The following is a 21,646-nucleotide window of genomic DNA, read 5'->3' on the forward strand; positions in this document are numbered from 1 at the left end:
CGGATCCGCGATTCGTGTGTGCCCCGAACGGGCGTTGCGACTGGAGTCCTGAGCACACGGTACGAATTCCGCGGGCCGCGATCAGAATCGGCGGCCCGGGACGAAAGGAAGTAGATGTCCACCGTCGACACGGTCCTCGGATCGGTCCCGCTCGATCAATTGGGGCCGACGCTCATCCACGAGCACCTCATCATGATCTCCGCGGAGTTCCAGAAGTTCTACCCTGAGCTGGCGTGGAGTATGCCGCGCGAGGAGGTCGTGAACACGGTGGCCGCCGCGTTGCAGGAGGTTCGGGATCGTGGCATCACCACGATTCTGGACTGCACCGCCTTCTTCCACGGCCGTGACATGGACTTCGTCAAAGAGGTCAACGATCGCGTCGACATCAACATCATCGTGTCCTCGGGCATCTACGCCTTCGACTACCTTCCGTACCACCTGTCCTACCGCGTCCCCAAGACGGTCGAGGACGACATCCTGACGCGAATGTTCGTGCGCGACATCACCATCGGGGTGGGTGACTCGGGTGTCAAGGCGCAGTCGATCAAGGTCGCCACCGATCTGCCCGGCATCACCGACAACAACGAGCGGATCCTGCGCGCCGCGGCCTGCGCCTCGGCCCAGACCGGCGCCCCGATCACCGTGCATACGCATCCGGCCGATCAATTGGGCCCGCGTATCCAGAAGATCCTCGCCGAGCAAGGCGCGGATCTGAGCAAGGTGGTCGTCGCCCACAGCGGTGATTCCACCGACCTCGACTACCTGCGAAGCCTCATGGACGCGGGCTCCATGGCGGGTTTCGACCGCTTCGGGCTGTACATGCCAGGTACTTCGACCATGCAGGAGCGCCTGGACACGGTAGCCACGCTGTGCAAGCAGGGCTACGCCGACCGGATCGGGCTGTCGCACGACGCGGTCCTGTACTCCGATTGGGGTCCGCCGGGGATGGCCGCCAAGCGGTTCCCGACCTGGGTGCCCACCCACATCTCCGATGTCATCGTGCCCGCGCTGCGTGAGCGCGGTGTCGCCGAGGCGGATATCGACACCATGACGGTGTCGGCGCCGGGGGCGCTGTTCGCCGGCATCCGTCGATGACCGCGAACAGCGGGGGGACTGTCGGGGAGATCGCGGTCGTCGGCGCGTCGCTGGCAGGTCTCACAGCGGTCCAGACCTTCGTCGAATCCGACGCGGTCACCGGTGTCACCGTCTTCGGCGCCGAACCACACCTGCCCTACGACCGTCCGCCGCTGTCCAAAGAGGTGCTGAGGGGTACCTGGGAGGTCGAGCGATGTGCGCTCGACCTCGGTGCAGACCAGCGGGTTTCGTGGAAGGTCGACACCGAGGTCGTCGGCCTGGACACCGAGGATCGGTCGACGCCACGGCTTCGCTCGGCCGACGGCACGGTTCACGAGTTTCCCGGCGGCGTCGTGATCGCGACGGGCGCCGCGCCGCGGACGCTCACGGGAGCGCACCTGGCGGGTGTGCACGTGCTGCGCTCGCTCGACGACGCGGTCGGCCTGCGCGCCGACCTGGACCGGGGTCCCGACCACGTGGTGATCGTCGGCGGCGGGTTCATCGGCGCCGAAGTGGCCGCCGCCTGCGTGGAACGCGGTCTGCGGGTGACGCTCCTGGAAATTCGGGATGCGCCGTTCGAGCGGGTTCTCGGCGCCGAGGTCGGCGAAGCTGTCATCGCGGAACACCGCCGTCGTGGCGTCGAGGTGCGTACCGGGGTCGCGGTGGCGGCGTTGCACGGCACAGTTCGGGTGGAGACCGTCGAATTCGCCGACGGGACCAGGATCGCGGCGGACGTGGTGGTCCTCGGCCTCGGTGTCACGCCGCGCGTGGAGTGGCTGAACGGCAGCGGTATCACCGTCGGTGACGGTGTCGAATGCGATGCCACGCTGCTGGCCGGACCCAGAGTCGTCGCCGCGGGTGATGTGGCGCGCTGGCCGAATGCTCGGTTCGGCGAGGTTCGCCGCGTCGAGCACTGGGACAACGCGATTCGGCAGGGGCGTCATGCCGCGCTGCGGCTGCTGGCCGAGCACGGGCACGGGACACCCGAGCCGTACTCCACGGTGCCGTGGGTGTGGTCGGACCAGTACCAGAACAAACTCCAGGTGGTCGGCTCGACCTTCGGATTCGAGGAGGCGGTGATCGCGCACGGCTCCGCCGACGAGCAGCGTTTCGTCGCCCTCTACCGGCGTGGCCCGCATCTCGTCGCGGCGGTCGGCTTCAACCAGGCCAAGTTGGTCACCCGATACCGGCGCATGTTGGTCGAACCCGTGTTGTGGGCCGACGCCATGGCGGCGGCGGGGGTGACCACCGTCGTCGATACGGGCATCCGGAGGGTGCGTCAGTGCTGACGCCGGAACTCGCCGAGGGCATCGCGCACGCCGCGGCCACCCGCGCACCGGACCGATCGCGCGATCTCGCGGGTGAACTGGGCCGTGCGGGCGTGCGTGACGTACTGATGTCCTCGGCACATCGTGCGGCCTACAGCAGTGACGCGTCGTTGTATCGGGTGGCGCCGCGGGCGATCGTGCGCCCGCGCGACACCGAGGAGGTCGCGGCCACCGTGGAGGTGTGCCGCGAGCTCGAAATGCCGGTCACCGCACGCGGTGCGGGTACCTCGGTGGCGGGCAACGCCGTCGGTGCGGGCGTCGTCATCGATTTCAGCAGGCACATGAACCGGGTTCTCGATCTCGACGCCGAAGCACGTCGCGCCCGAGTGCAACCCGGCACCGTGCACGCGACCCTGCAGGCCGCCGCGCAGGAAGTCCGGTTGCGTTTCGGTCCCGACCCCTCGACCCACACCCGGTGCACCATCGGCGGCATGATCGGCAACAATGCCTGCGGCTCCAGAACTCTCGGGTACGGCCGCACCGTGGACAATGTCGAGGAGCTCGACGCGCTCACCATGCGCGGGGAGCGCTTCGCCGCGAGCACCCGCCTGCTCGGTCCTCCCGGGGTCACCGGCGCCGCGCGGGTCACCGACGAACTGCGCCGTGTGATCGGCGCGCATCTTGCGGTGGCGCGCACCGAGTTCGCGACCTTCGGACGACAGGTGTCGGGGTACGCGGTCGACAACCTGCTCCCGGAACGGGGATTCGATGTCGGTGGGTTGTTGGTCGGCAGCGAGGGAACGCTGGCGATCGTGACCGAAGCGACCGTGCGCTTGGTCGCCGATCCCGCACACCGCCTGCTCGTCGTGCTCGGCTACGCGGATTTCGGGGCCGCCGGTGACGCGGTGCCGACCATTCTGACCTTCGGCCCGACCGCCTGCGAAGGTATCGATGCCAGGATCGTCGAGGTCGTCACCAGCAGGCGCGGACCCGGATCGGTGCCGCCGCTGCCGAACGGGCGGGCCTGGCTGTTCGTCGAATTGTCCGGCGACACCGAGGAATCCGTTCGTGAACGGGCCGCGGGACTGGTGGCCGCCTGCGCGGCGATCGATGCCGCGGTGGTGCATGACACGCGCCTTGCCGCTTCGCTGTGGCGGATCCGGGAGGACGGCGCTGGGCTCGCGGGCCGCGCCCCCTCGGGTCTGCCCGCGTACGCGGGCTGGGAGGACGCCGCCGTGCCGCCCGCGCGCATCGGCGATTACCTGCGCTCCTTCGACGAGTTGGTGCGCGCGCACGGCCTGACCGCGATGCCTTACGGCCACCTCGGCGACGGGTGCGTCCACGTCCGACTGGACTTCCCGCTCACCGCCACCGACGGCACCCGGCGTTTCCGCGAATTCCTCGTCGCGGCAGCCGATCTCGTGGTCGGCTTCGGCGGTTCGCTGTCCGGTGAGCACGGCGACGGCCGCGCGCGCGGCGAACTGCTGCCTCGGATGTACTCGCCCGCCGCCATCGGCCTGTTCGGTGCGGTGAAGGCGGCCTTCGATCCGGACGGGCTCCTGAATCCAGGGGTCATGGTCGATCCCGATCCGATGGACGCGGGCATCCGGGTCGCAGGCGCCCGCCCCGTGCGGGAGCGGCTCGCCCTGGCCTACCACGGCGACAATGGCGACTTCGGCGCGGCCGTGCACAGGTGCACCGGGGTCGGCAAGTGTCGAGCGGATTCGACCGCGTCGGGCGGGGTCATGTGCCCGTCGTATCTGGCGACCCGCGACGAGAAGGATTCCACGCGCGGGCGCGCCAGGGTCCTGCAGGAAATGCTCGACGGCGAACTCGCGGACGGCTGGCGTTCCGAGGCGGTGCACGACGCGCTCGATCTGTGCCTGTCCTGCAAGGGATGTGCCTCGGACTGCCCGACCGGGATCGATATGGCCGCCTACAAGTCCGAGGTGCTGCATCAGTCCTATCGCGGGCGGATGCGTCCCCGGTCCCACTACGCGCTCGGATGGCTGCCGCGCTGGTCTCGGCTCGCCGCGTCGGCGCCGCGCCTGGTGAACCGGATGATGGGCGTTCGCGCGCTGCGCCGTCCGGCGCTGTGGCTGGCAGGTGTCGATTCCCGGCGGTCGCTGCCCGCGTTCGCCGACCAGACGTTCCGGAAGTGGTTCGTCGCCAACGCCGGACAGCGCCGGACCGAAGGTCGTCCGGTCGTCTTGTTCGTCGACAGCTTCACCGACCATTTCGCGCCACAGGTCGCCATGGACATGGTCCGAGTGCTCGAGGCCGCGGGATACCGCCCTCGGATCACCGAACGCGCGACATGCTGCGCGCTGACCTGGATCACCACGGGGCAACTCGACGCCGCGCGTCGGATTCTCGGCCGCACGCTGGACCAGCTCGGACCCGCGTTGGCCGAGGGCACTCCGATCGTCGGGATCGAGCCGTCGTGTACCGGTGTGCTGCGCGGCGACCTGGTGGAACTGATCGACACCGACGACAGCAGGAAGCTGGCCGCGGCCACCGTCACACTGGCGGAACTGCTGACACGTGACGAATCCTGGCAAGCGCCGTCGCTGCGCGATGTTCGCGTGATCGCCCAGCCGCACTGCCATCATCACGCGGTGATGGGCTGGCAGGCCGATGAACGGTTGCTCGCCGACGCGGGCGCGGAACTGGTGCGGCTGGGCGGCTGCTGCGGGTTGGCGGGCAACTTCGGGGTCGAGATCGGCCACTACGAGGTGTCGACCGCGGTGGCGGCCAATCAGCTGCTGCCCGCACTGGAAGCTGCCGGTGCGCAGGACGTGTTGCTCGCCGACGGATTCTCCTGCCGGACACAGGCCGCGGATCTCGCGGACCGAGACGGGGTGCATCTGGCGCAGCTGCTGGCTCGGCGGCTCCCCGATGCCGCCTCGCGAGCAGGCGTCGAATCAACCGGAAGCGAACGATGACCATGGGACGACTGGACACCAAGGTCGCGTTCATTACCGGTGCGCGGACAGCGAGGGACGCACGCGGTGCGGCCGGCCGCTGAGCAGTTGCGCGCCGTCGGGCGCGGATGTCTTGGACGCGTGTAAGCGTTCGCGCACGGCCGCGAGGGTCTGCGCACTCAACCCGAACGGGGGATAGGCGGTGAGGACAGGTGCGATCTCGGGATCGAGCAGCCGCAGACCGGCCGGGGTGTCGGAAATCATCGTTGACTCCTGTCTAATTGCCGGCTGGAACGTCGACGGCCCGCCCCGATGTCGCGGACTCGGGATTCGCGGCGGAGAGGGTGAATCCGCGGTAGCCGTCGGCCGCGACCTCGTCACAGATCTTGCGGTAGGGGCCCGCGCCACCGACGTAGGGCATGAATACTCGCGGCTTACCGGGGACGTTGGCTCCGAGGTACCACGAATTGCCTTGTAGGAAAAGGGTTCGCGAGGCCGCTTCGTTGACGTGCTCGACCCATCGGTCCTGCGCGTCGAGTACCGCTTCGATGCGCGAGTAGCCGTTCTCCCGCATATGGGTGAGGGTGTCGGCGACCCAGTCCACGTGCTGTTCGATCGAGATGATCACGTTGACCAGCACCGAAGGGCTGCCCGGCGCGGTGAGCATGAACAGGTTCGGGAAGCCCGCCGTCGCGATGCCGAGGTAGGTGCGCGGTCCGGCAGCCCACGTCTCGCGCAGCGCGACGCCGTCGGCGCCGCGGATATCGATCGCGTTGAGCGGGCCGGTCATGGCGTCGTAGCCGGTGGCGAAGACGATCACGTCGACCGCGTATTCGGTGTCACCGACGCGTAGGCCTGCGGCGGTGATCTCCTCGATCGGGGTATCGCGGACGCTCACCAGGTCCACGTTGTCGCGGTTGAAGGTAACCCAGTAGTCGGTGTCGAGGCAGATGCGTTTCGCGCCGATCGGATAGCCGCGCGGGATGAGCTTGTCCGCGGTGGCCGGATCATCGACGATGTCGCGAATGCGTTCGCGCACGAACTCGGCGGAGAATTCGTTGGCGTCGAGGTTCACCACGGTGTCGTTGAACACTCTCATGAACGAGGTGCCACCGCGATTCCACCGCTCGGTGAGCAACTGCTCGCGTTGTTCGTCGGTGACCGACAACGCGCTGCCGACCGGCGGAATGCCCGGCACGCCCGAGGGGGCCATTCGTGCCGCCGCGCGCCGTGCCGGGTAGTCGGCCTTGAACTCGGCGACCTCCTGCGCGCCGAGCGGCCGGTTGCGCGCGGGCAGGGAGAAGGCGGGTGTCCGCTGGAAGACGGTGAGATGCTCGGCTTGTTCGGCGATCTTCGGGATCACTTGCAGGCCAGACGAGCCGGTGCCGACGACCGCTACCCTCTTACCGCTGAAGTCGACGCCTTCGTGCGGCCATTCGCCGGTGTGGTAGATCTCGCCCGCGAAGCTGTCCAGACCGGGGAACGGGGGGATCCGCGAGGCCGACAGGCATCCCACCGCGGTGATCAGGAAGCGGGCCGCCACGGTTTCGCCGCGGTCGGTCCTGACGATCCACTCCAGTGCTCCCTCGTCGAATTCCGCGGACTCGACCGAGGTTTCGAAGGCGATGTCCGCGCGCAGATCGAAACGGTCGGCCACGTGGTTGGCGTAGGCCAGGATCTCCGGTTGCGCGGGATACAGCTCGCTCCATTCCCATTCCTGCTCGAGTTCGGCGGAGAACGAATAGGAGTAGTACATCGACTCGACGTCACACCGGGCGCCGGGATAGCGATTCCAGTACCAGGTGCCGCCGACATCGGTGCCACGCTCGAAGACCCGCACCCGCAACCCGAGGTCGTCGCGTAGCCGGTGCAAGGCGTACATGCCCGCGAAACCCGCGCCGATGACGACGGCGTCACACCGCTGGATGTCTGACATGGAAGTACTCCTTCTCGTCGCGGGCCGTCTCGCGGGTGTCGGCGTAGTAACCGAACCGGCGTACGGAGGCTCGCGGAACTGGATGGCACGGAGCCGAGCTGTCACTCTGCTCTGTTCATGTTGCGAGAGTTCGCGATCCGCGTCATCGGTCAATCAGCGCGAATCCCGCGCCGATTGGCTAGCGTCGCTGTGCACGCCCCCGTCGAGGGACTCGGCCGGGCTGCTTCCCCGTATCCCTGAAGATAGTGCGGGCGAGTTCTCGCCTGCTCAGAAGTGACGCCAGGAATCGAGGATGCGATGCAGCGTCAGAACGAACATCAAGCGCGTGCGGCCGTACGGCTTGGTGCAACTGAATCCGAGCGCCCGCTCCGCGCGCTGAACCCGGTGGGTCACGGAATTGTGGTGCATGTGCACGGTGCGCGCGGCTTGCCGCAAGGACTCGGTTGCCGCCACCGCGAGCAGGATGTGCAGCATCTCGGGTCCGTTCTCCTGATACAACTTGTCGAGTCGTTGCACGTCGTCGACCTGCGCGATCTGGTCGGCGGTCAACTGCTCGGCGAGTACGGCGTAGGGACCGACGGCCTTGGCATTGAGGACGACCGCCTCCTCGGCCAGGTAGGGGCCGTTCGCGTGCGTGCTCGGCAAGGTGAAGCGCAACGCACCGCGCGCCTTCCGCCAGGCGGCGGGCGCTTGCTCGACGGGGCGGGGTGCGCTGTAGGCGCAGCGACAACCGGCGGGGATGTCGAGGTTCTTCAGCGTCTCCAGGTCCTGCGCGAGCACCATGTGGACGCGATCGAGCAGCAGGTGGTGCAGCGATGTCGACCGTGTGCGCAGTTGATCGATGATCGATTCGATGCCGTCGTCGGGTCCTGCGAGCGCGACGGGCGTCACCGTCGCCCCGGTGAGTCGAAGTCTGCGGTGTGCGGAGCGTCGATCGTCATCGGACAGTCGCGGGTCGACGGTCGATCGCAGGTCGGCGGCGCGCGTGTGATCAGGGGTGGAGTGTGGTGTCGTAGCCATCACCGCGATGACGAGTCGGCGCAGCAGGCATTCTCGTCGCGCCACGTCCGCGAGGGCGGTCGGAAAGGCGGTGTCGGAGGCGGGCGCGATCCACACCGTTTCGCCGTCGGGCCCGGTGCGACGCTGAGTCGACCCCGGGTGCGCCCGGTCGCTCTCCGGCACGGGGGATGCGCTGAGCGATACGCCCTGGGCGGTCACGGCGCCGACGCGGCATCCGAAGATCTCGGCGGAGTTCTCGATGAGGGTGGGCAGATCCGTGCCGGTCGCCACCAGTTCGTCCAGCGCGTCCAGCGCACGGTCGAAATCGTCGATGGTGGCGGAAGGCGGCGGATCGGTCGGCACGTGTTCACCTCGAATGATCACGGAAGCGGGCGGATGGTCTGATCTCTCGATTCGGTACCGGGGGCGATCGAACGACGGCGATGCACGACAAGCGCTCACATGAGACTCAGGTTACTGTTTCCGGTGGCGAGCCGACGCATCGGCGCGGTAGTCGCAGGCAGATCATCGAGGCCGCGTTCGAATGCCCGGCCGAGGGTGAGCAACGGGTTGGCATCCGGACCGGCGTCGCGTACGGGCCGGACGGGATCCGGGGGGCGATCGGAACCCTGTTCGATCAGCACTGCCTCGCAATCGCTGTTGCCGCATCGCCGCGGGTAGCAAGCCGCGGGCCTCGCTCGCACATCGTTTGCGCGATTCCGGGTCAAGCGCCGCGCGAACGGATCTGCTCCAACGCGGCGCGATGTTCGGGGGTCTCGAGCAGTTCGACGTGCCGATACACCTCCGCGTCGGCCGCGGTCGCGAGATCCGAGTGGCCCGCGACCACGACGTTGCGCTTGATCGCCGCTACCGCGGGGGCCGAGCGCTTGGCCAGCGCACGGACCCGGTCCGCTACGCGGGCGCTGAACTCGTCCGCGCCGAACACGGCGTTCACCACACCGAGTTCGACGGCTCGCCGCGCGGTGATCGGCTCGGCGTACAACAGCGCCTCCACGGCGCGCGCACGTCCGATGAGCGTGCTCAACAACCAGGTCGCGCCGAAGTCCCCGGCCAGGCCGACCGCGGAGAATCCGGGACGCAACTCGGCGGACTCGACGGCATAACGCAGGTCGCAGGCCAAGGCCAGCGCCATGCCCGCCCCGACGGCGTGGCCGTTGAGCGCCGCGACCGTCGGCTTGGGGTATTCCCACAGGCGTACGGCGGTGGCGCGTTGGACCTCGATCTGGCGCGCGACCCGCGCCGGGCGATCCGACATCGGGCCGAAGATGCTTTCCCCGCGTGCCAGCGTTTCGACGTCGCCGCCCGCGCAGAAACCGCGCCCGGCTCCGGTGAGCAGCACCACGCGGACACTGTCGTCCTCGGCGGCCTCGTCGAGGGCTGCCGCCAGCGCGTCGAGCATCTCCAGCGACAAAGCGTTGCGCGCGGCGGGGCGGTGCAAGGTGAGAGTGAGTACGCCCGAATCCAGCGACCTGAGCAGTGGTTCCGAAAGTGCCGTGTCCCCAGTGGTTTTCGTCATTGTGCCTCCATTTTCGCCAGCGGTCGAGATTCTGGCGGGTAGCAGGCGTGATTGCCGCGCGCCGAGTACCCGCCGACCCCTTCACCCCGAGACGGGTAGCTCGGCCTGCATCCGCACCCTCGTGGCATCGAAGCTGAGATATCCGCCGATCGGGGAGCTTTCCGGGTACGGGCTGTCGTAGCTCCACGCCACGTCTGCCACGGTGGCGCCGTCGACGACCGCGGCCCAGTAGGTCGCCACGCCCTTGTAGTTGCAGTACCCGGTGGTCTCCGTGCGTCGCAGCAGTTCGGTACGTACCAGATGCGGCGCGACGTAGAGCCGGGGCTCGATGGCGGTCTCGAAGAGGATTACCGTCTCGCTGGTGTCGACGAGGAGTCGGCCCGCGACCTCGACCCGCAGGCGTCGCGTCGTCGGACGGCAGTCGACCCGGTGGTAGGGGTTGGGCGGATAGTGGACAAGTCGACGGCCCTCCTCGAGCCAGGTGTCGACCCCGTCCCAGGCCACCACCGCATAGCCGGGCGCCTCGGGAAGCGGTTCGGCGGCCAGTCCGACGACGAGCACGGCGGGAAACGCGTAGGTCAGCGGTTTGCCTCGACGGTGCACGAGAAGCGCTTGCTCGGTGTCGATCACCGCCGTCGCGCCGATGAACGCCTGTACCCGACGGGGGTGCGGCTCGACGTACACCAGATCGTCGGGAAGGGGGGCGGAGAAGCGGCCCGCGGGGTCGGGGCCGAGCGGGCCTCGCGCGGCGAACAGGGTCATCGCGAAATCCGGGGGTGCTCGACCGCCGCGCGCGGGCGGGCCTGCTCTCGGTCGGGGCGGACGCCTGCTGCGGGCAACGACATGGTGATCGGTCCTCCGCGGTCTCGTCGCCTCAGAGGCGGGAACGGGTTTCGATCGCGACGTCCGTGCGCCGCAGCGGCCGGATGAGCCCCTCCTGGGTGAAGGAGGCGATCAGTTCGCCGCCCTCGGTGTGCACGGTCCCGCGGACATAGGACATGCCGGCTCCGACCTGGGTGCTCTCGTGGGTGTAGAGCAGCCATCCGTCCCACGACACGGGTTCGTGGAAGCTGACGGTCACGGTCATGGGCGCGGTGGAGACGGTGTGATGGGCCTGTGCGGTGCCGATGCCCGCGTGCGCGCGCATGGTCGTCGAGATGCCGAGATGCCCGGTGAAGTGCGCGAGCAGCGCCTTGGCCAGATCGTCGCGGGTCGGTACGGGATCGTAGTGCAGCCACGCGTGCAATTCCGGCGGTCCGACCTCGTCGGGGCTGTCGACATCGGCCACGCCGACGAGCCGCAGTTCACGACCGGTCATGGGCATCGTCGCGGGGTTCGCGTCGGCGGGGGAGCCCACCGCGGGACGCGCGGCGTGATGGCGGATCACGTCCTCGGACGGTACGTCGGCCAGGACCGTCACCGTCACGCATCGTTTGCCGTTCTGCTTCGCCGCGATCACCGCGGTCGCCACCGACCGGCCCTCGTGGACGACATCGAGTTCGAATTCCACCGGTGCGCCGACCAGCACCGCGCGGACGAACACCGCGTGCGCCGAGCGGATCGACTTGCCCTCGAAGCGCTTGGCCGCCGCGACGATCGCCTGCGCGAGTACCTGGGTTCCCTCGACCACCTGGCGATCGTCGTCGTCCACGAGACCGGTCTCACCGACATACAGGTGCGTATCGGACCCCGTGGACACGTCGAAAAGTTTCAGCATCTCGGTCACCGACCACTGTGTCGTCTCCGGCTCGGTTGCCATGTTCCCGCTCTCCCGTTCGTCCCGCACAGTTGTAGTAATAGATACGGTTGTAGGTACCGGATCATAATCCGGCAGTTGCCGCCGATCCTATACTTAATTTCGACGTCGGTGTAGAATTTGGTGACGTTTCCGGCGGCGGTCACGACAATCTCCGTGTGTGTCCGACCGGTGCGTCGCCGCTCGGCCTTTCGCGGGTTGCTCGGCGCCAGTAGTGTGCGAAGGTGGTCGGAGATGGCGTTACCCGCCGAGATCGACGTACATCTACGAATATCGTTGGCCGGCACGGTTTTCGACTTCGCCGCGACGGCCGAGGCGGCTCGTAACCTGATCGCGGACTGCGCGACGAGCTGCTGGTGCGTCGCCGAACTGATCGACTCGACCGTCGACGACCTGCGCTTTCTGCCCCGGCTGCCGTGCGAACGACTGTTCCGGGGACCTCAAACCAGATCCGCCAGTTCGAGCAGTTCCGGGTAGGTGTCGCCGGAGCGGATCTCACGCCCGATCGCGGCGACCAGATCCGCCGACGACCCCGCGATCGCGTCGAGGGTCAGGATGCGCCGGTGCCGCTCGTTCACCGAGTACTCCCAGGTGAAACTGATCGCGCCGGTCGCCTGGGTGACCGCTTGGACGACCGCGTGGCCGACGCGCCCCGCCATCGCCTTCACCGCGCGCGCCGTTGCCGGGTCATTGTGCCCGGCAACGGCTTTCATCACGGCGTGATCGAGCAGGCAGGCGAGTTGATAGCGGTCGGCGGCCGCCCAGGCCAGGATGTGCTGGATCGCCTGGAAGCTGCCGATGGACTGACCGAACTGGTGCCGGGTGCGCACGTAGGCGATCACGTCGTCGAGCAGTCGGTCGCACACGCCGAGGATCTCCGCCGCGATGCCGAGACGCGTCCTGGCGATCACATCGTCGGAGAATTCCGTGGCCTGCGGTGTCGAGACGAGCGGCACGGCGGACTCGGCGGTGAACTCGAGCTGGGTCAGATACGGGTCGGCCGGATCCGCGGGCAGGCCCGCCTCGAAAGGATCGGGCAGCAGTAACGCTCCGATGCCGGGAACGTCGACGACGACATCGGTGGACTCCGCAAGACCCGCCACGACGCACCGCTTCGCGTCCACGGGGTAGCCCGCGACGACGCGGCGTCGCTCGGGTAGCGGGCTCCAGTCCGGACGGGGGCCGGTCAGCGCGAATCGACCGAGCACATCGGTACGGCCGCCGTGGTAACCCTGGGCCTCGAGGAAGGCCAGAACCGGCCGTGGGTCCTCGAGGTCGCAGTGCGGCTCGAGCAGTTCGGTGAGTCCGAACGCCTCGACGGCGGCCTCGCCGTCGAGGCGGCCGAAGATCGGCAGCGCGGCTGCGCGCAGGTCGGTGTATTCCGAGGGGCGGAGGTTATCCAGCATTGCCGAGTCCGAGGATGTGGCGGGCGATGGTCATCAATTGCATCTGTTGGGATCCTCCGTAGATCGTGACGATCCGCGAGAACAGGTACTCCTGCTGGAGTACTCCGGCGTCGTCGGAGCCGTCGGGCAACGCGACGCGCGAGCTGTCGATGTCACGGAGCGCGTTGTACAGAGTTTGCTCCGTGCGGGTGGTGAGCAGTTTGTTGAGAGCCGCGTCCGGGCCGAGCTCGCGGCCTTCGGCCTCGCGGGCCATGAGGTTGATCGCGGCGGACCGCACCCCGAGCAGGTGCAGCGCCGCCTCGCCCACCTGACGATCGGTGTTCTCGCTCATGGACTTCGAGGCCGACCGCAAGTTCTCGCGGAACCCGCAGTGCCTGACCCAGGACAGCGTGCCGCGCTCCCGCGCCAGCAGATACATCGCCGCGCGCCACCCGCCGCCGACTTCGCCGATGATCCGGTTCGCCGGAACGCGCACGGCGTCGAAGGTCACCTCGGCCAGTTCGTCGGTGCCGTTGGCCTGGCGGATCGGGCGCATCGTGACCCCCGGCGACTCGAGGTCGATGGCGATCATCGTCAGGCCGCGGTGGCGCTGCTGCGCGGTCCCGGTGCGGACCAGCGCCAAGCACCAGCGCGCGTACTTGGCCCAGCTCGTCCAGATCTTGGCGCCGTCGACCACCCAATCCGTACCGTCGAATTCGGCGCGGGTGCGCAGTGCGGCGAGATCCGAACCCGCCTCGGGTTCGGAGAAGCCTTGAGCCCACGACTGGCTTCCGTCGAGGAAGCGGGGGAGCACCGTGCGGGCGAATTCCGGATCGGCGTAGCGCACCAGGGTCGGGGCCACGATCTCCAGGTGCTCGAAGACGACCGGGCCGCCCCAGCCCACCCGGAAGAGTTCATCGTGCACGGCCGCGCGGTGCGCGATGGTGCCGCCCGCGCCGCCGAGTTCCTCCGGCCACCCCCAGCGGCCCCATTCCGCGTCGAAGAGCAACCGACGGAGCTGTCTCGCGGTCGCCACCCGTGCGTCGTAGTCCGCGCGTGCGGGCAGCAGCGGGTCCAGTTCGGTGCGATTGTCGGCTATCCAACCGCGGAACCGTTCGACGAAGTCTCGGAGGTTCGATTCGTGCGCGTGCGCGCCGTGCCCGTCGGTACCCAAGAATCCTCCAGTCGGTGACGCTGCCACTTACTTTGATTTTGACGTCAGTGTAGAATCTTGGGCGAAGCTTGCACAAGGCGTGCGAGCACGGCCGCTTCCCGGCCGCAACGAACGAAGATCGCGGTTCGCCGCGACGGACATGTATCGGTGAGAAAGGGTGCTCATGCAGAGCTGGAAACCAGTCGCGGAGGACTTGTTCACATGGCCCGCCGAACAACCCTCGCTCATCGCGGGGCGCTGCTCGGACTGCGCGGCGATGGCCTTCCCGCTACGCGCGGGCTGCCCGAGGTGCGGCGGCACCGAGATTCGCCGGGAACTGCTCGAGCGCGAAGGCGTGCTGTGGTCGTGGACTTCGCAAGGCTTCCGCCCCAAGGCGCCGTTCACCGGGAACCTGCTCGGCGCGGGCGGTGATCTCTGGTACGTGGGCCTGGTCGAGATCGGCGGCGAGATCAGGATCGAGAGCTTGCTCACCGGTGTCACCGAAGCGGAGCTCGAGTTCGGGATGCCGTTGCGCTTGACGGTGATCCCGTTCCACACCGACGACGCGGGTGACACGATCGCCGCGTTCGCGTTCGAGCCCGCCGCGACCTCGGAGAGTGCTGATGTCTGACGTGGCGATCATCGGTGTCGGCCTGCATCCTTTCGGCCGCTTTCCCGGCAAGCCCGCCCTGGAGATGGGCGCTTACGCGGCCCGCATGGCGCTGGCCGACGCGGGCGTCTCGTGGCCGGACGTCGAGTTCGCGGTGGGCGGCAGTTTCGAGGTCGACCAACCAGACGCCGTCGTCGCGCAACTCGGCGTCACCGGCGTGCCGTTCACGAACGTGTACAACGGCTGCGCCACCGCGGGCAGCGCGCTCGCGGTCGCGAGCCAGACGATCAAACTGGGTGAGCAGCGGCTCGGGCTGGTTGTCGGACTGGACAAGCACGAGGGCGGCGCGTTCACCTCGGACCCCACCGACTACGGCTGCCCGGCCTGGTACGGCGAATTGGGTCTGTTCCTGACCACCAAATTCTTCGGCATGAAGATCAACCGCTACATGCACGATCACGCGATCACGCCGGAAACCCTCGCGGCGGTCGCGGCCAAGAACTACCGGAACGGGGTCCTCAACCCGAACGCGCACCGGCGCAAGCCGCTCAGCGTCGAGGAGATCCTCGGATCGCGCATGATCAACCACCCGCTGACCCAGTACATGTTCTGTAGTCCCGACGAGGGCGCGGCGGCCGCGGTCGTCTGCGATGCCTCGGTCGCGCACAAGTACACCGACAACCCGATCTACCTGCGCAGCGTGGTGACCAGGACCCGACGCTACGGCGCCTACGAGGTCCACACGCCCGCGACCTCCACCGACAATATTCCCGCGCCGACCGTCGACGCGGCGCGCGCGGCGTTCGAGATCGCGGGCATCGGTCCAGAGGACGTGCGGATCGCGCAGTTGCAGGACACCGACGCGGGCGCGGAGGTCATCCACATGGCCGAGGTCGGGCTGTGCGCGGACGGCGAGCAGAACGATCTCATCGCCCGCGGGGTCACCGACCTCCACGGTGAACTTCCGGTCAACACCGACGGCGGCTTGATCGCCAACGGCGAGCCGGTCGGCGCGTCCGGTCTGCGGCAGGTATACGAGTTGGTGACCCAGATGCGCGGCCGGGCCGGTGACCGGCAGGTCGACGGCACGCCATCGGTGGGTCTGGCCCAGCTCTACGGCGCGCCGGGAGTGGCCGCCGTCTCGATCCTGAGCCGATAGCCCTCGCGACCAGTCAGACAGAAGGACCACGAAAACCCATGAGCGATACCGCGAACGCCCTTGATCGCGATGAACTCCGACTCCTGGAGACCACGGCGCGAAAGGTCTTCGAATCGACCGACGGACTCGCGGAATTCGGGGAGCTCGGCCTGCTCGGCCTGCTGACGTCCGAGGCGAACGGCGGCGACGGCTGGCGTGTCGTCGAAGCCTCGTCGATCGCGCGCGAATGCGGACGCGCGTTGAGCCGCGCGCCATGGATCGCGGCGACCGTGGCGGCCGCCGCGTCCGACGACAGCGCGGCGATCGGCGGCCTGCTCGCCGGGCGCAGCACGGTCGCGCTCGCAGGCGCCAACGCGTCGGGCGGGCAAAGGGTGGCGGTCGGGAGCGCCGAACCCGACGTGCTGCTCGTGTCGAGCGGCTCCGGACTCGCCGTCGTGCCCGATGCCTCGGGTCTCGGTACGGCCGAGGTGTCGGACGGTCTCGACACCACGCGCGATCTGATCCTCGTGGAAGTCGGGTCACCCGAGGCCACAAGCGATTCCGGCCTGCGCGCGGCTCTCGTGCTGCTGCTGTGCGCCGACAGCGCGGGCGCCCTCGCGGGCAGCGTGGAACTTCTCACCGAATATCTGGTCGGGCGCGACGCGTTCGGTCAGCCGCTCGCCGGTTTCCAGGTCATCGCGCACCGGCTGGCCGACCTCGCTGTGCTCGTCGAGGCCGCGAACGCGCTGATCGACAGTGCGGCGGCGGCGCTGGCGGCGCGGCGGCCGCACGCCGAGAAACTGGTGGAACTGGTCCACGCGTATCTCGCGCGGCGTAGCGTGGCCGCGCTCGACGACTGCATCCAGCTCGCGGGCGGCATCGGATTCACCTGGGAATGGCGGCTGCACCACGCGATGCGCCGGGTGCTCGTCAACGCTTCGCTGCATCCGGTCGACACCGACGCCGCGGCGCTGCTCGGCGCCCTGACCGCGCCCGCCGACGCCGACGCGGACTCGGCGGCTTTCCGTCGCCGCGTGCGGCAGGTCATCGCGGAACACCGTCCGTACGAGGCACGCGAGGGCCATCGCGCGCCGGAGTCAGCCGAACAGGAACGCGCGCTGCGGGATTGGTACCGCACGCTGTACGCCGATGGCCTGCTCGGCGCCTCGTGGCCACCGGAACGGGGCGGGCGAGCCGACTGGGAACCACGGCAGGATCTGATCCTGACCGAGGAACTGATCAGGGCGCGCGCACCGAGGCCCATCGACCAGGTCGGCCTGGCGACACACGTGCTGCTCGAGTTCGGCACCGAGGAGCAGAAGCGGCGCCACCTGCCTGCCATCCGCGAAGCCCGCGACATCTGGTGCCAGCTGTTCAGCGAGCCCGGCGCGGGCAGCGACCTGGCGGGGATCACGGCGCGCGCCACCCGGCGCGAGGACGGCAGCTGGGTGCTCGCGGGTCAGAAGACCTGGACGACCGACGGGCATTGGGCGCAGTACGGCCTCGCGCTGCTGCGGACGTCGAACGAGACGAAACGACACGACGGGATCACCGCGTTCATCGTGCCGATGGATTCGCCCGGTCTCGAGGTCCGTCCCAAGCCGACCATCGGCGGCGCGGATGAGTTCAACGATGTGTTCCTCGACGGCGTGGTCCTGGCTCCCGAGCAGGTCGTCGGTGCGGTGGGCCGCGGCTGGGCCGTGGCGATGTCGGGCCTGAACCTGGAGCGTTTCACCGTGGGGGCCAATGTCGTGCTCCTCGAACTGCTGCTGGCCGATGTCGTCACCCTCGCCGAGCAGGTCACGGTGGACGCGGCGCCCCTGCTCGAGCGGGCGGACGTGGCCGCGGGCATCACCGATCTGGTCTCCCGGTTCGCCGCCGCCAAGTGTTTCCTCGACGCCCACGTGGCTCGGGCGCTCAGCGGTGCGGAAGGGGAGGCGGAGGCGCCGATCGCGAAGATCCTCTACAGCGAGACCTACAACAGCATCGCCCGCTTCGGCGTCGAACTGGCGACCGCGCATCAGCCGGTGCCCGAGTCGGCCGTCGCGGCGGCGCGGCGGTTGCAGGACGCGTGGTTGTGGTCGCGGGCGCTGACGATCTCGGGCGGCAGTTCGGAAGTGATGCGCAACATCATCGCCAAACGCCGGTTGCGGCTGCCGAGCGGTCGCTGATCTCCTTCCGCGCAGCCTCTTTTCGACCACGCCGAACGGCGCGATGCCGTCGGCTCCGACTCAGTACCGAGGTGAACTATCGTGTCCGCACTCCGATTGGCCGTCATGCTCGCGCCGAGCGCCGACGTCGACCGAGACGCCGCGCTGGCTCGCGCGTACGAGGACGCGGGCGTCGATGTACTCGCGGTGCCCGAGGCATACGGCGTGGATGCCGTCAGTTGGCTCGGCTATCTCGCGTCGGTGACCGATCGCGTGCAGTTGATGGCCCAGGTGCTGCCGATCTACTCCCGGACTCCCGCGCTCACGGCCATGACCGCGGCGGGTATCGATCGGGTGTCCAAAGGGCGGTTCGCCCTCGGTCTCGGGGTGAGTGGACCGCAGGTCGTGGAGGGTTGGCACGGCGTGACCTACGACGCCCCGCTCGGCCGGACCCGCGACGTGATCGAGATCTGTCGTAAGGTCTGGCGCCGGGAACGGCTCGAGCACGAGGGCGCGCACTACCGCATTCCCCTGACGGGCGGCACCGGTCTCGGCAAGCCGCTCAAGATCGTCGACAAGCCGCTGCGTTCCCGGATTCCGGTCTATGTGGCGGCGCTCGGCCCGGCCAACACCCGGCTGACCGCGCAACTGGCCGACGGCTGGGTGCCGTTCCTGTACATCCCCGAACGCGCGGACGTGGTGTGGGGGGAGGCGTTGGCGCGGGGGACCGAGGAACGTCCCGCCGAACTCGGACCGCTCGAGATCATGGCGGGCGGGCCGATGGCCATCGGCGACGATGTCACCCACAAGCGCGAACTCGATCGGGATCATCTGACGATGTACGTGGGCGGTATGGGCGCGCGCGGAAAGAACTTCTACAACACCGTCGTCCGCAAGTACGGCTTCGAGGCCGAGGCCGAGCAGGTGCAGGACCTGTATCTGGCGGGGCGCCGCGCGGAAGCGGCGGCGAAGCTGCCCGCCGCGCTGCTCGAGGGCACTTCGCTGATCGGGGACACGAGCTATCTGAAGGACCGGCTGGCCGCCTACCGCGAGCGCGGGGTGACGGTCGTGCAGGTGCAGCCCGTCGGTGACGATCCGATCCGGGACCTGCGTCTGTTCCGTGAAGTCCTCGACAACTGTTAGCCGGTGTCCAACGGACTGTTCGAACGATAGTTTTCGATATTGACGTCAAGTTTATAATTTGCCACGATGGTGGTCGACACCTGGAGGTTCGGTATGCCCGCGAACGCGGAGGACGGTGCGCCCGGCGGCGCGGCCCCGCTGGCAGGTCTGGTCGTCGTCTCGTTCGAACAGGCCGTCGCGGCGCCGTACTGCACGCGCCTGCTCGCCGACCTCGGCGCGCGGGTCATCAAGGTCGAGCGGCCTCACACCGGCGATTTCGCCCGTGACTACGACACCGAGGTCAACGGAATGGCCACGCACTTCGTGTGGCTGAATCGCAACAAGGAGTCGATGGTGGTCGACTTCAAGGCGCCGGGGTCCGACGCGGTACTCGAGGCGCTCCTGGATCGGGCCGACGTCGTGGTGCAGAATCTGGCGCCGGGTGTGGCGAGCGGACTCGGCATCGACGCGGCGACCGTGGTGCGGCGACGACCCTCGGTGGTCGCGGTCGACATCTCCGGCTACGGCACCGGCGGACCCCTCGATGACCGGCGTGCCTACGATCTGCTCGTCCAAGCGGAGGCCGGTTCCTGCGCCATGACCGGAACCGCCGACGCGCCTGCGAAACCGGGTATCCCGATCGCCGATGTCGGCGCGGGCCTGCAGGCGGCGGTCGCGGTCCTCGCCGCCCTCAACGGTAGGCACGGTTCGGGCAGAGGCGTCGCGATCCGGACGAGCCTGTTCGACTCCGTCGCCGACCTGCTCGGCTTCGGTCTGCTGCACGCCGCCTACACCGGCGCCGAGCGGCCGCCGAACGGTCTGAGCTCACCGGTCGTCTCGCCCTACGGCGCCTATCCGACCCGTGACGGCCGCACGGTGGTCCTCGGAACCACCAATGACGCGGAATGGCAACGACTCTCGAAGATCCTGCTCGGCCGTCCCGACCTCGCGGCCGATCTGCGCTACGCGTCCAACCCGCAGCGGTGCGAACACCGCCCGACCCTGGACGCGCACATCGGCGCCTGGACACGAACCCTCGACCTCGCGGAGATCTGTGCCCGCGCCGACGCGGCCGGTATCGGCAACGCGGAGTTCCACCGGGTGCGCGAGGTGGTCGACCATCCGCAGCTCGTCGAACGCGGCCGGTGGCGCGAGGTGGATTCGCCGGTGGGACCGGTGCGCTCACTGCTCCCGGCCTTCATCGGCGCCGGATGGCCCGATCTGTTGAACCCGGTGCCCGGACTCGGCGAGCACACCGCGGCGATCCGCGCCGAACTCGGACTGAGCGAATCGGGCTCGGCCGCATCCGCCGCGGACGCCTAGCGCATCCCACAGCCGATACTGGAGGAAATATGCCGAAACTCTGCGCGACAGCGGGGCTGACCGAGACCCAGCGCGACATCCTCGCGGCTGTGCGGACTTTCGTGGACGAGCAGATCCTGCCGGTCGCCACCGAACTCGAGCACGCCGACGAATACCCGACCGAGATCGTCGAGCAGATGAAGAAACTCGGGATCTTCGGACTGACGATTCCGGAGGAATTCGGCGGGCTGGGGGAGTCGCTGCTGACCTATGCGCTTGCCGTGGAAGAGATCTCGCGTGGCTGGATGAGCGTGAGCGGCATCATCAACACCCATTTCATCGTCGCCTATCTGCTGTCGCAGCACGGCACCGAGGAGCAGAAGCGCAATTACCTGCCCCGGATGGCGACCGGTGAGGTGCGCGGCGCGTTCTCGATGTCGGAACCGGCGCTCGGCTCGGACGTGAGCGCGATCAAGACCAGCGCGACCCCGCGCGAGGACGGCGGATACAGCATCACCGGGCAGAAGATGTGGGTGACCAACGGCGGCTCGGCCAATCTGGTCGCGCTGCTCGTGCGCACGCCCGAAGGCCACGACAAACCGCACCGCAACCTGACCACCTTCCTGGTCGAGAAGGAATCGGGTTTCGGGCAGACCGCGCAGGGCGTCACCGTTCCCGGCAAGATCGAGAAAATGGGCTACAAGGGCGTCGACACCACCGAGCTCTTGTTCGACGACCACCGAATCGACGCCGGGCAGATCCTCGGTGGCACGCCGGGGCGCGGCTTCTATCAGATGATGGACGGCGTCGAAGTCGGGCGCGTGAATGTCGCGGCCCGCGCGGTCGGCGTCGCCACCCGCGCGTTCGAACTCGGCATCTCCTACGCCCAGCAGCGCCGCACGTTCGGCAAGAAGATCGCCGACCATCAAGCCATCCTGTTCCGACTCGCGGAGATGGGAACGAAAGTCGAAGCCGCACACCAGATGGTGGTGCGCGCCGCCCGTGTCAAGGACGCGGGCAGTCGCAACGACCTCGAGGCGGGCATGGCGAAGTACCTCGCGTCCGAATACTGCCGCGATGTGGTCGAGGAATCGTTCCGTATCCACGGCGGATACGGATTCGCCAAGGAATTCGAGATCGAGCGCCTCTACCGCGAAGCACCGATGCTGTTGATCGGCGAGGGCACCGCGGATATTCAGCGCATGATCATCGGTCGGCGCCTGCTCGAGGACTACGCGCTGCCCGGCTGAGGTGCGCGAGTCAGTCCTGTCCACGGTCGTGACACCGGCCCC

Annotated in this window: 17 protein-coding genes; 9 read left to right on the forward strand and 8 right to left on the reverse strand. The window is 68.4% G+C overall.

Features of this window, described 5'->3' with window-relative positions:
- Positions 1-114 precede the first annotated feature (114 nt).
- The 3 genes from IT779_RS26095 to IT779_RS26105 all read left to right on the forward strand — a co-directional run bounded on the left by IT779_RS26095 (position 115) and on the right by IT779_RS26105 (position 5,287).
- Complete coding sequence (locus IT779_RS26095) at positions 115-1,095, forward strand: phosphotriesterase family protein (RefSeq protein ID WP_196152069.1); 981 nt, start codon at positions 115-117, stop codon at positions 1,093-1,095.
- Positions 1,092-2,363, forward strand: coding sequence for an NAD(P)/FAD-dependent oxidoreductase (locus tag IT779_RS26100; protein WP_196152070.1), 1,272 nt, complete (start codon positions 1,092-1,094; stop codon positions 2,361-2,363). Before IT779_RS26095 ends, IT779_RS26100 begins: the two co-directional genes overlap by 4 nt.
- Before the next feature lie 107 nt (positions 2,364-2,470).
- On the forward strand, positions 2,471-5,287 hold the full coding sequence (locus IT779_RS26105) for an FAD-binding and (Fe-S)-binding domain-containing protein (protein WP_196152229.1): 2,817 nt from the start codon (positions 2,471-2,473) through the stop codon (positions 5,285-5,287).
- A 33-nt stretch (positions 5,288-5,320) separates the two neighbouring features.
- Here IT779_RS26105 and IT779_RS26110 read toward each other — a convergent pair whose 3' ends face one another.
- From IT779_RS26110 to IT779_RS26145, 8 genes are all read right to left on the reverse strand, one after another.
- Positions 5,321-5,530 (reverse strand): hypothetical protein, encoded by a 210-nt coding sequence (locus IT779_RS26110; RefSeq protein ID WP_196152071.1) that lies wholly within the window; start codon positions 5,528-5,530, stop codon positions 5,321-5,323.
- A gap of 13 nt (positions 5,531-5,543) precedes the next feature.
- On the reverse strand, positions 5,544-7,202 hold the full coding sequence (locus IT779_RS26115) for a flavin-containing monooxygenase (RefSeq protein ID WP_196152072.1): 1,659 nt from the start codon (positions 7,200-7,202) through the stop codon (positions 5,544-5,546).
- Between the two features lie 267 nt (positions 7,203-7,469).
- The gene (locus IT779_RS38890) at positions 7,470-8,564 is read right to left on the reverse strand and encodes a helix-turn-helix domain-containing protein (RefSeq protein WP_196152073.1); all 1,095 of its coding nucleotides are present in this window, start codon (positions 8,562-8,564) and stop codon (positions 7,470-7,472) included.
- 361 nt (positions 8,565-8,925) lie between these two features.
- The gene (locus IT779_RS26125; RefSeq protein ID WP_196152074.1) at positions 8,926-9,738 is read right to left on the reverse strand and encodes an enoyl-CoA hydratase-related protein; all 813 of its coding nucleotides are present in this window, start codon (positions 9,736-9,738) and stop codon (positions 8,926-8,928) included.
- An 81-nt stretch (positions 9,739-9,819) separates the two neighbouring features.
- Positions 9,820-10,500 carry a DUF427 domain-containing protein gene (locus tag IT779_RS26130; RefSeq protein ID WP_196152075.1) on the reverse strand — a complete coding sequence of 227 codons (681 nt, stop codon included), beginning with the start codon at positions 10,498-10,500 and terminating at the stop codon, positions 9,820-9,822.
- Positions 10,501-10,612: 112 nt separating this feature from the next.
- Positions 10,613-11,497: an acyl-CoA thioesterase gene (locus IT779_RS26135; protein ID WP_196152076.1), complete on the reverse strand. Its 885-nt coding sequence runs from the start codon at positions 11,495-11,497 to the stop codon at positions 10,613-10,615.
- Positions 11,498-11,934: 437 nt separating this feature from the next.
- Entirely contained in the window at positions 11,935-12,900 is a 966-nt protein-coding gene (locus IT779_RS26140; protein WP_196152077.1) for an acyl-CoA dehydrogenase family protein, read from the reverse strand.
- Entirely contained in the window at positions 12,890-14,053 is a 1,164-nt protein-coding gene (locus IT779_RS26145) for an acyl-CoA dehydrogenase family protein (RefSeq protein ID WP_196152078.1), read from the reverse strand. Before IT779_RS26145 ends, IT779_RS26140 begins: the two co-directional genes overlap by 11 nt.
- 163 nt (positions 14,054-14,216) lie before the next feature.
- Here IT779_RS26145 and IT779_RS26150 point away from each other — a divergent pair, with 163 nt between their 5' ends.
- The 6 genes from IT779_RS26150 (at position 14,217) to IT779_RS26175 (ending at position 21,604) form a co-directional block, all read left to right on the forward strand.
- Complete coding sequence (locus tag IT779_RS26150; RefSeq protein WP_196152079.1) at positions 14,217-14,663, forward strand: Zn-ribbon domain-containing OB-fold protein; 447 nt, start codon at positions 14,217-14,219, stop codon at positions 14,661-14,663.
- Complete coding sequence (locus IT779_RS26155; RefSeq protein ID WP_196152080.1) at positions 14,656-15,801, forward strand: thiolase family protein; 1,146 nt, start codon at positions 14,656-14,658, stop codon at positions 15,799-15,801. The genes IT779_RS26150 and IT779_RS26155 overlap by 8 nt, the downstream gene beginning before the upstream one ends.
- Positions 15,802-15,839: 38 nt before the next feature.
- Entirely contained in the window at positions 15,840-17,951 is a 2,112-nt protein-coding gene (locus IT779_RS26160) for an acyl-CoA dehydrogenase family protein (RefSeq protein ID WP_196152081.1), read from the forward strand.
- 105 nt (positions 17,952-18,056) lie between these two features.
- Positions 18,057-19,073: an LLM class F420-dependent oxidoreductase gene (locus tag IT779_RS26165; protein WP_196152230.1), complete on the forward strand. Its 1,017-nt coding sequence runs from the start codon at positions 18,057-18,059 to the stop codon at positions 19,071-19,073.
- 66 nt (positions 19,074-19,139) lie between these two features.
- The gene (locus tag IT779_RS26170; protein ID WP_232542105.1) at positions 19,140-20,375 is read left to right on the forward strand and encodes a CaiB/BaiF CoA transferase family protein; all 1,236 of its coding nucleotides are present in this window, start codon (positions 19,140-19,142) and stop codon (positions 20,373-20,375) included.
- 29 nt (positions 20,376-20,404) lie between these two features.
- Positions 20,405-21,604 (forward strand): acyl-CoA dehydrogenase family protein, encoded by a 1,200-nt coding sequence (locus IT779_RS26175; RefSeq protein WP_196152082.1) that lies wholly within the window; start codon positions 20,405-20,407, stop codon positions 21,602-21,604.
- Positions 21,605-21,646 lie beyond the last annotated feature (42 nt).

This window comes from Nocardia bovistercoris, from assembly GCF_015674855.1.
Lineage (GTDB): Bacteria > Actinomycetota > Actinomycetes > Mycobacteriales > Mycobacteriaceae > Nocardia > Nocardia bovistercoris.

Excerpts from the sequence above, each read along its gene's own strand:
- IT779_RS26095 (WP_196152069.1), top strand. The coding sequence starts at position 115 with ATGTCCACCGTCGACACGGTCCTCGGATCGGTCCCGCTCGATCAATTG.
- IT779_RS26100 (WP_196152070.1), top strand. The coding sequence starts at position 1,092 with ATGACCGCGAACAGCGGGGGGACTGTCGGGGAGATCGCGGTCGTCGGC.
- IT779_RS26105 (WP_196152229.1), top strand. The coding sequence starts at position 2,471 with ATGTCCTCGGCACATCGTGCGGCCTACAGCAGTGACGCGTCGTTGTAT.
- IT779_RS26110 (WP_196152071.1), bottom strand. The coding sequence starts at position 5,530 with ATGATTTCCGACACCCCGGCCGGTCTGCGGCTGCTCGATCCCGAGATC.
- IT779_RS26115 (WP_196152072.1), bottom strand. The coding sequence starts at position 7,202 with ATGTCAGACATCCAGCGGTGTGACGCCGTCGTCATCGGCGCGGGTTTC.
- IT779_RS26125 (WP_196152074.1), bottom strand. The coding sequence starts at position 9,738 with ATGACGAAAACCACTGGGGACACGGCACTTTCGGAACCACTGCTCAGG.
- IT779_RS26130 (WP_196152075.1), bottom strand. The coding sequence starts at position 10,500 with ATGACCCTGTTCGCCGCGCGAGGCCCGCTCGGCCCCGACCCCGCGGGC.
- IT779_RS26135 (WP_196152076.1), bottom strand. The coding sequence starts at position 11,497 with ATGGCAACCGAGCCGGAGACGACACAGTGGTCGGTGACCGAGATGCTG.
- IT779_RS26140 (WP_196152077.1), bottom strand. The coding sequence starts at position 12,900 with ATGCTGGATAACCTCCGCCCCTCGGAATACACCGACCTGCGCGCAGCC.
- IT779_RS26150 (WP_196152079.1), top strand. The coding sequence starts at position 14,217 with ATGCAGAGCTGGAAACCAGTCGCGGAGGACTTGTTCACATGGCCCGCC.
- IT779_RS26155 (WP_196152080.1), top strand. The coding sequence starts at position 14,656 with ATGTCTGACGTGGCGATCATCGGTGTCGGCCTGCATCCTTTCGGCCGC.
- IT779_RS26160 (WP_196152081.1), top strand. The coding sequence starts at position 15,840 with ATGAGCGATACCGCGAACGCCCTTGATCGCGATGAACTCCGACTCCTG.
- IT779_RS26165 (WP_196152230.1), top strand. The coding sequence starts at position 18,057 with ATGCTCGCGCCGAGCGCCGACGTCGACCGAGACGCCGCGCTGGCTCGC.
- IT779_RS26170 (WP_232542105.1), top strand. The coding sequence starts at position 19,140 with ATGGTGGTCGACACCTGGAGGTTCGGTATGCCCGCGAACGCGGAGGAC.
- IT779_RS26175 (WP_196152082.1), top strand. The coding sequence starts at position 20,405 with ATGCCGAAACTCTGCGCGACAGCGGGGCTGACCGAGACCCAGCGCGAC.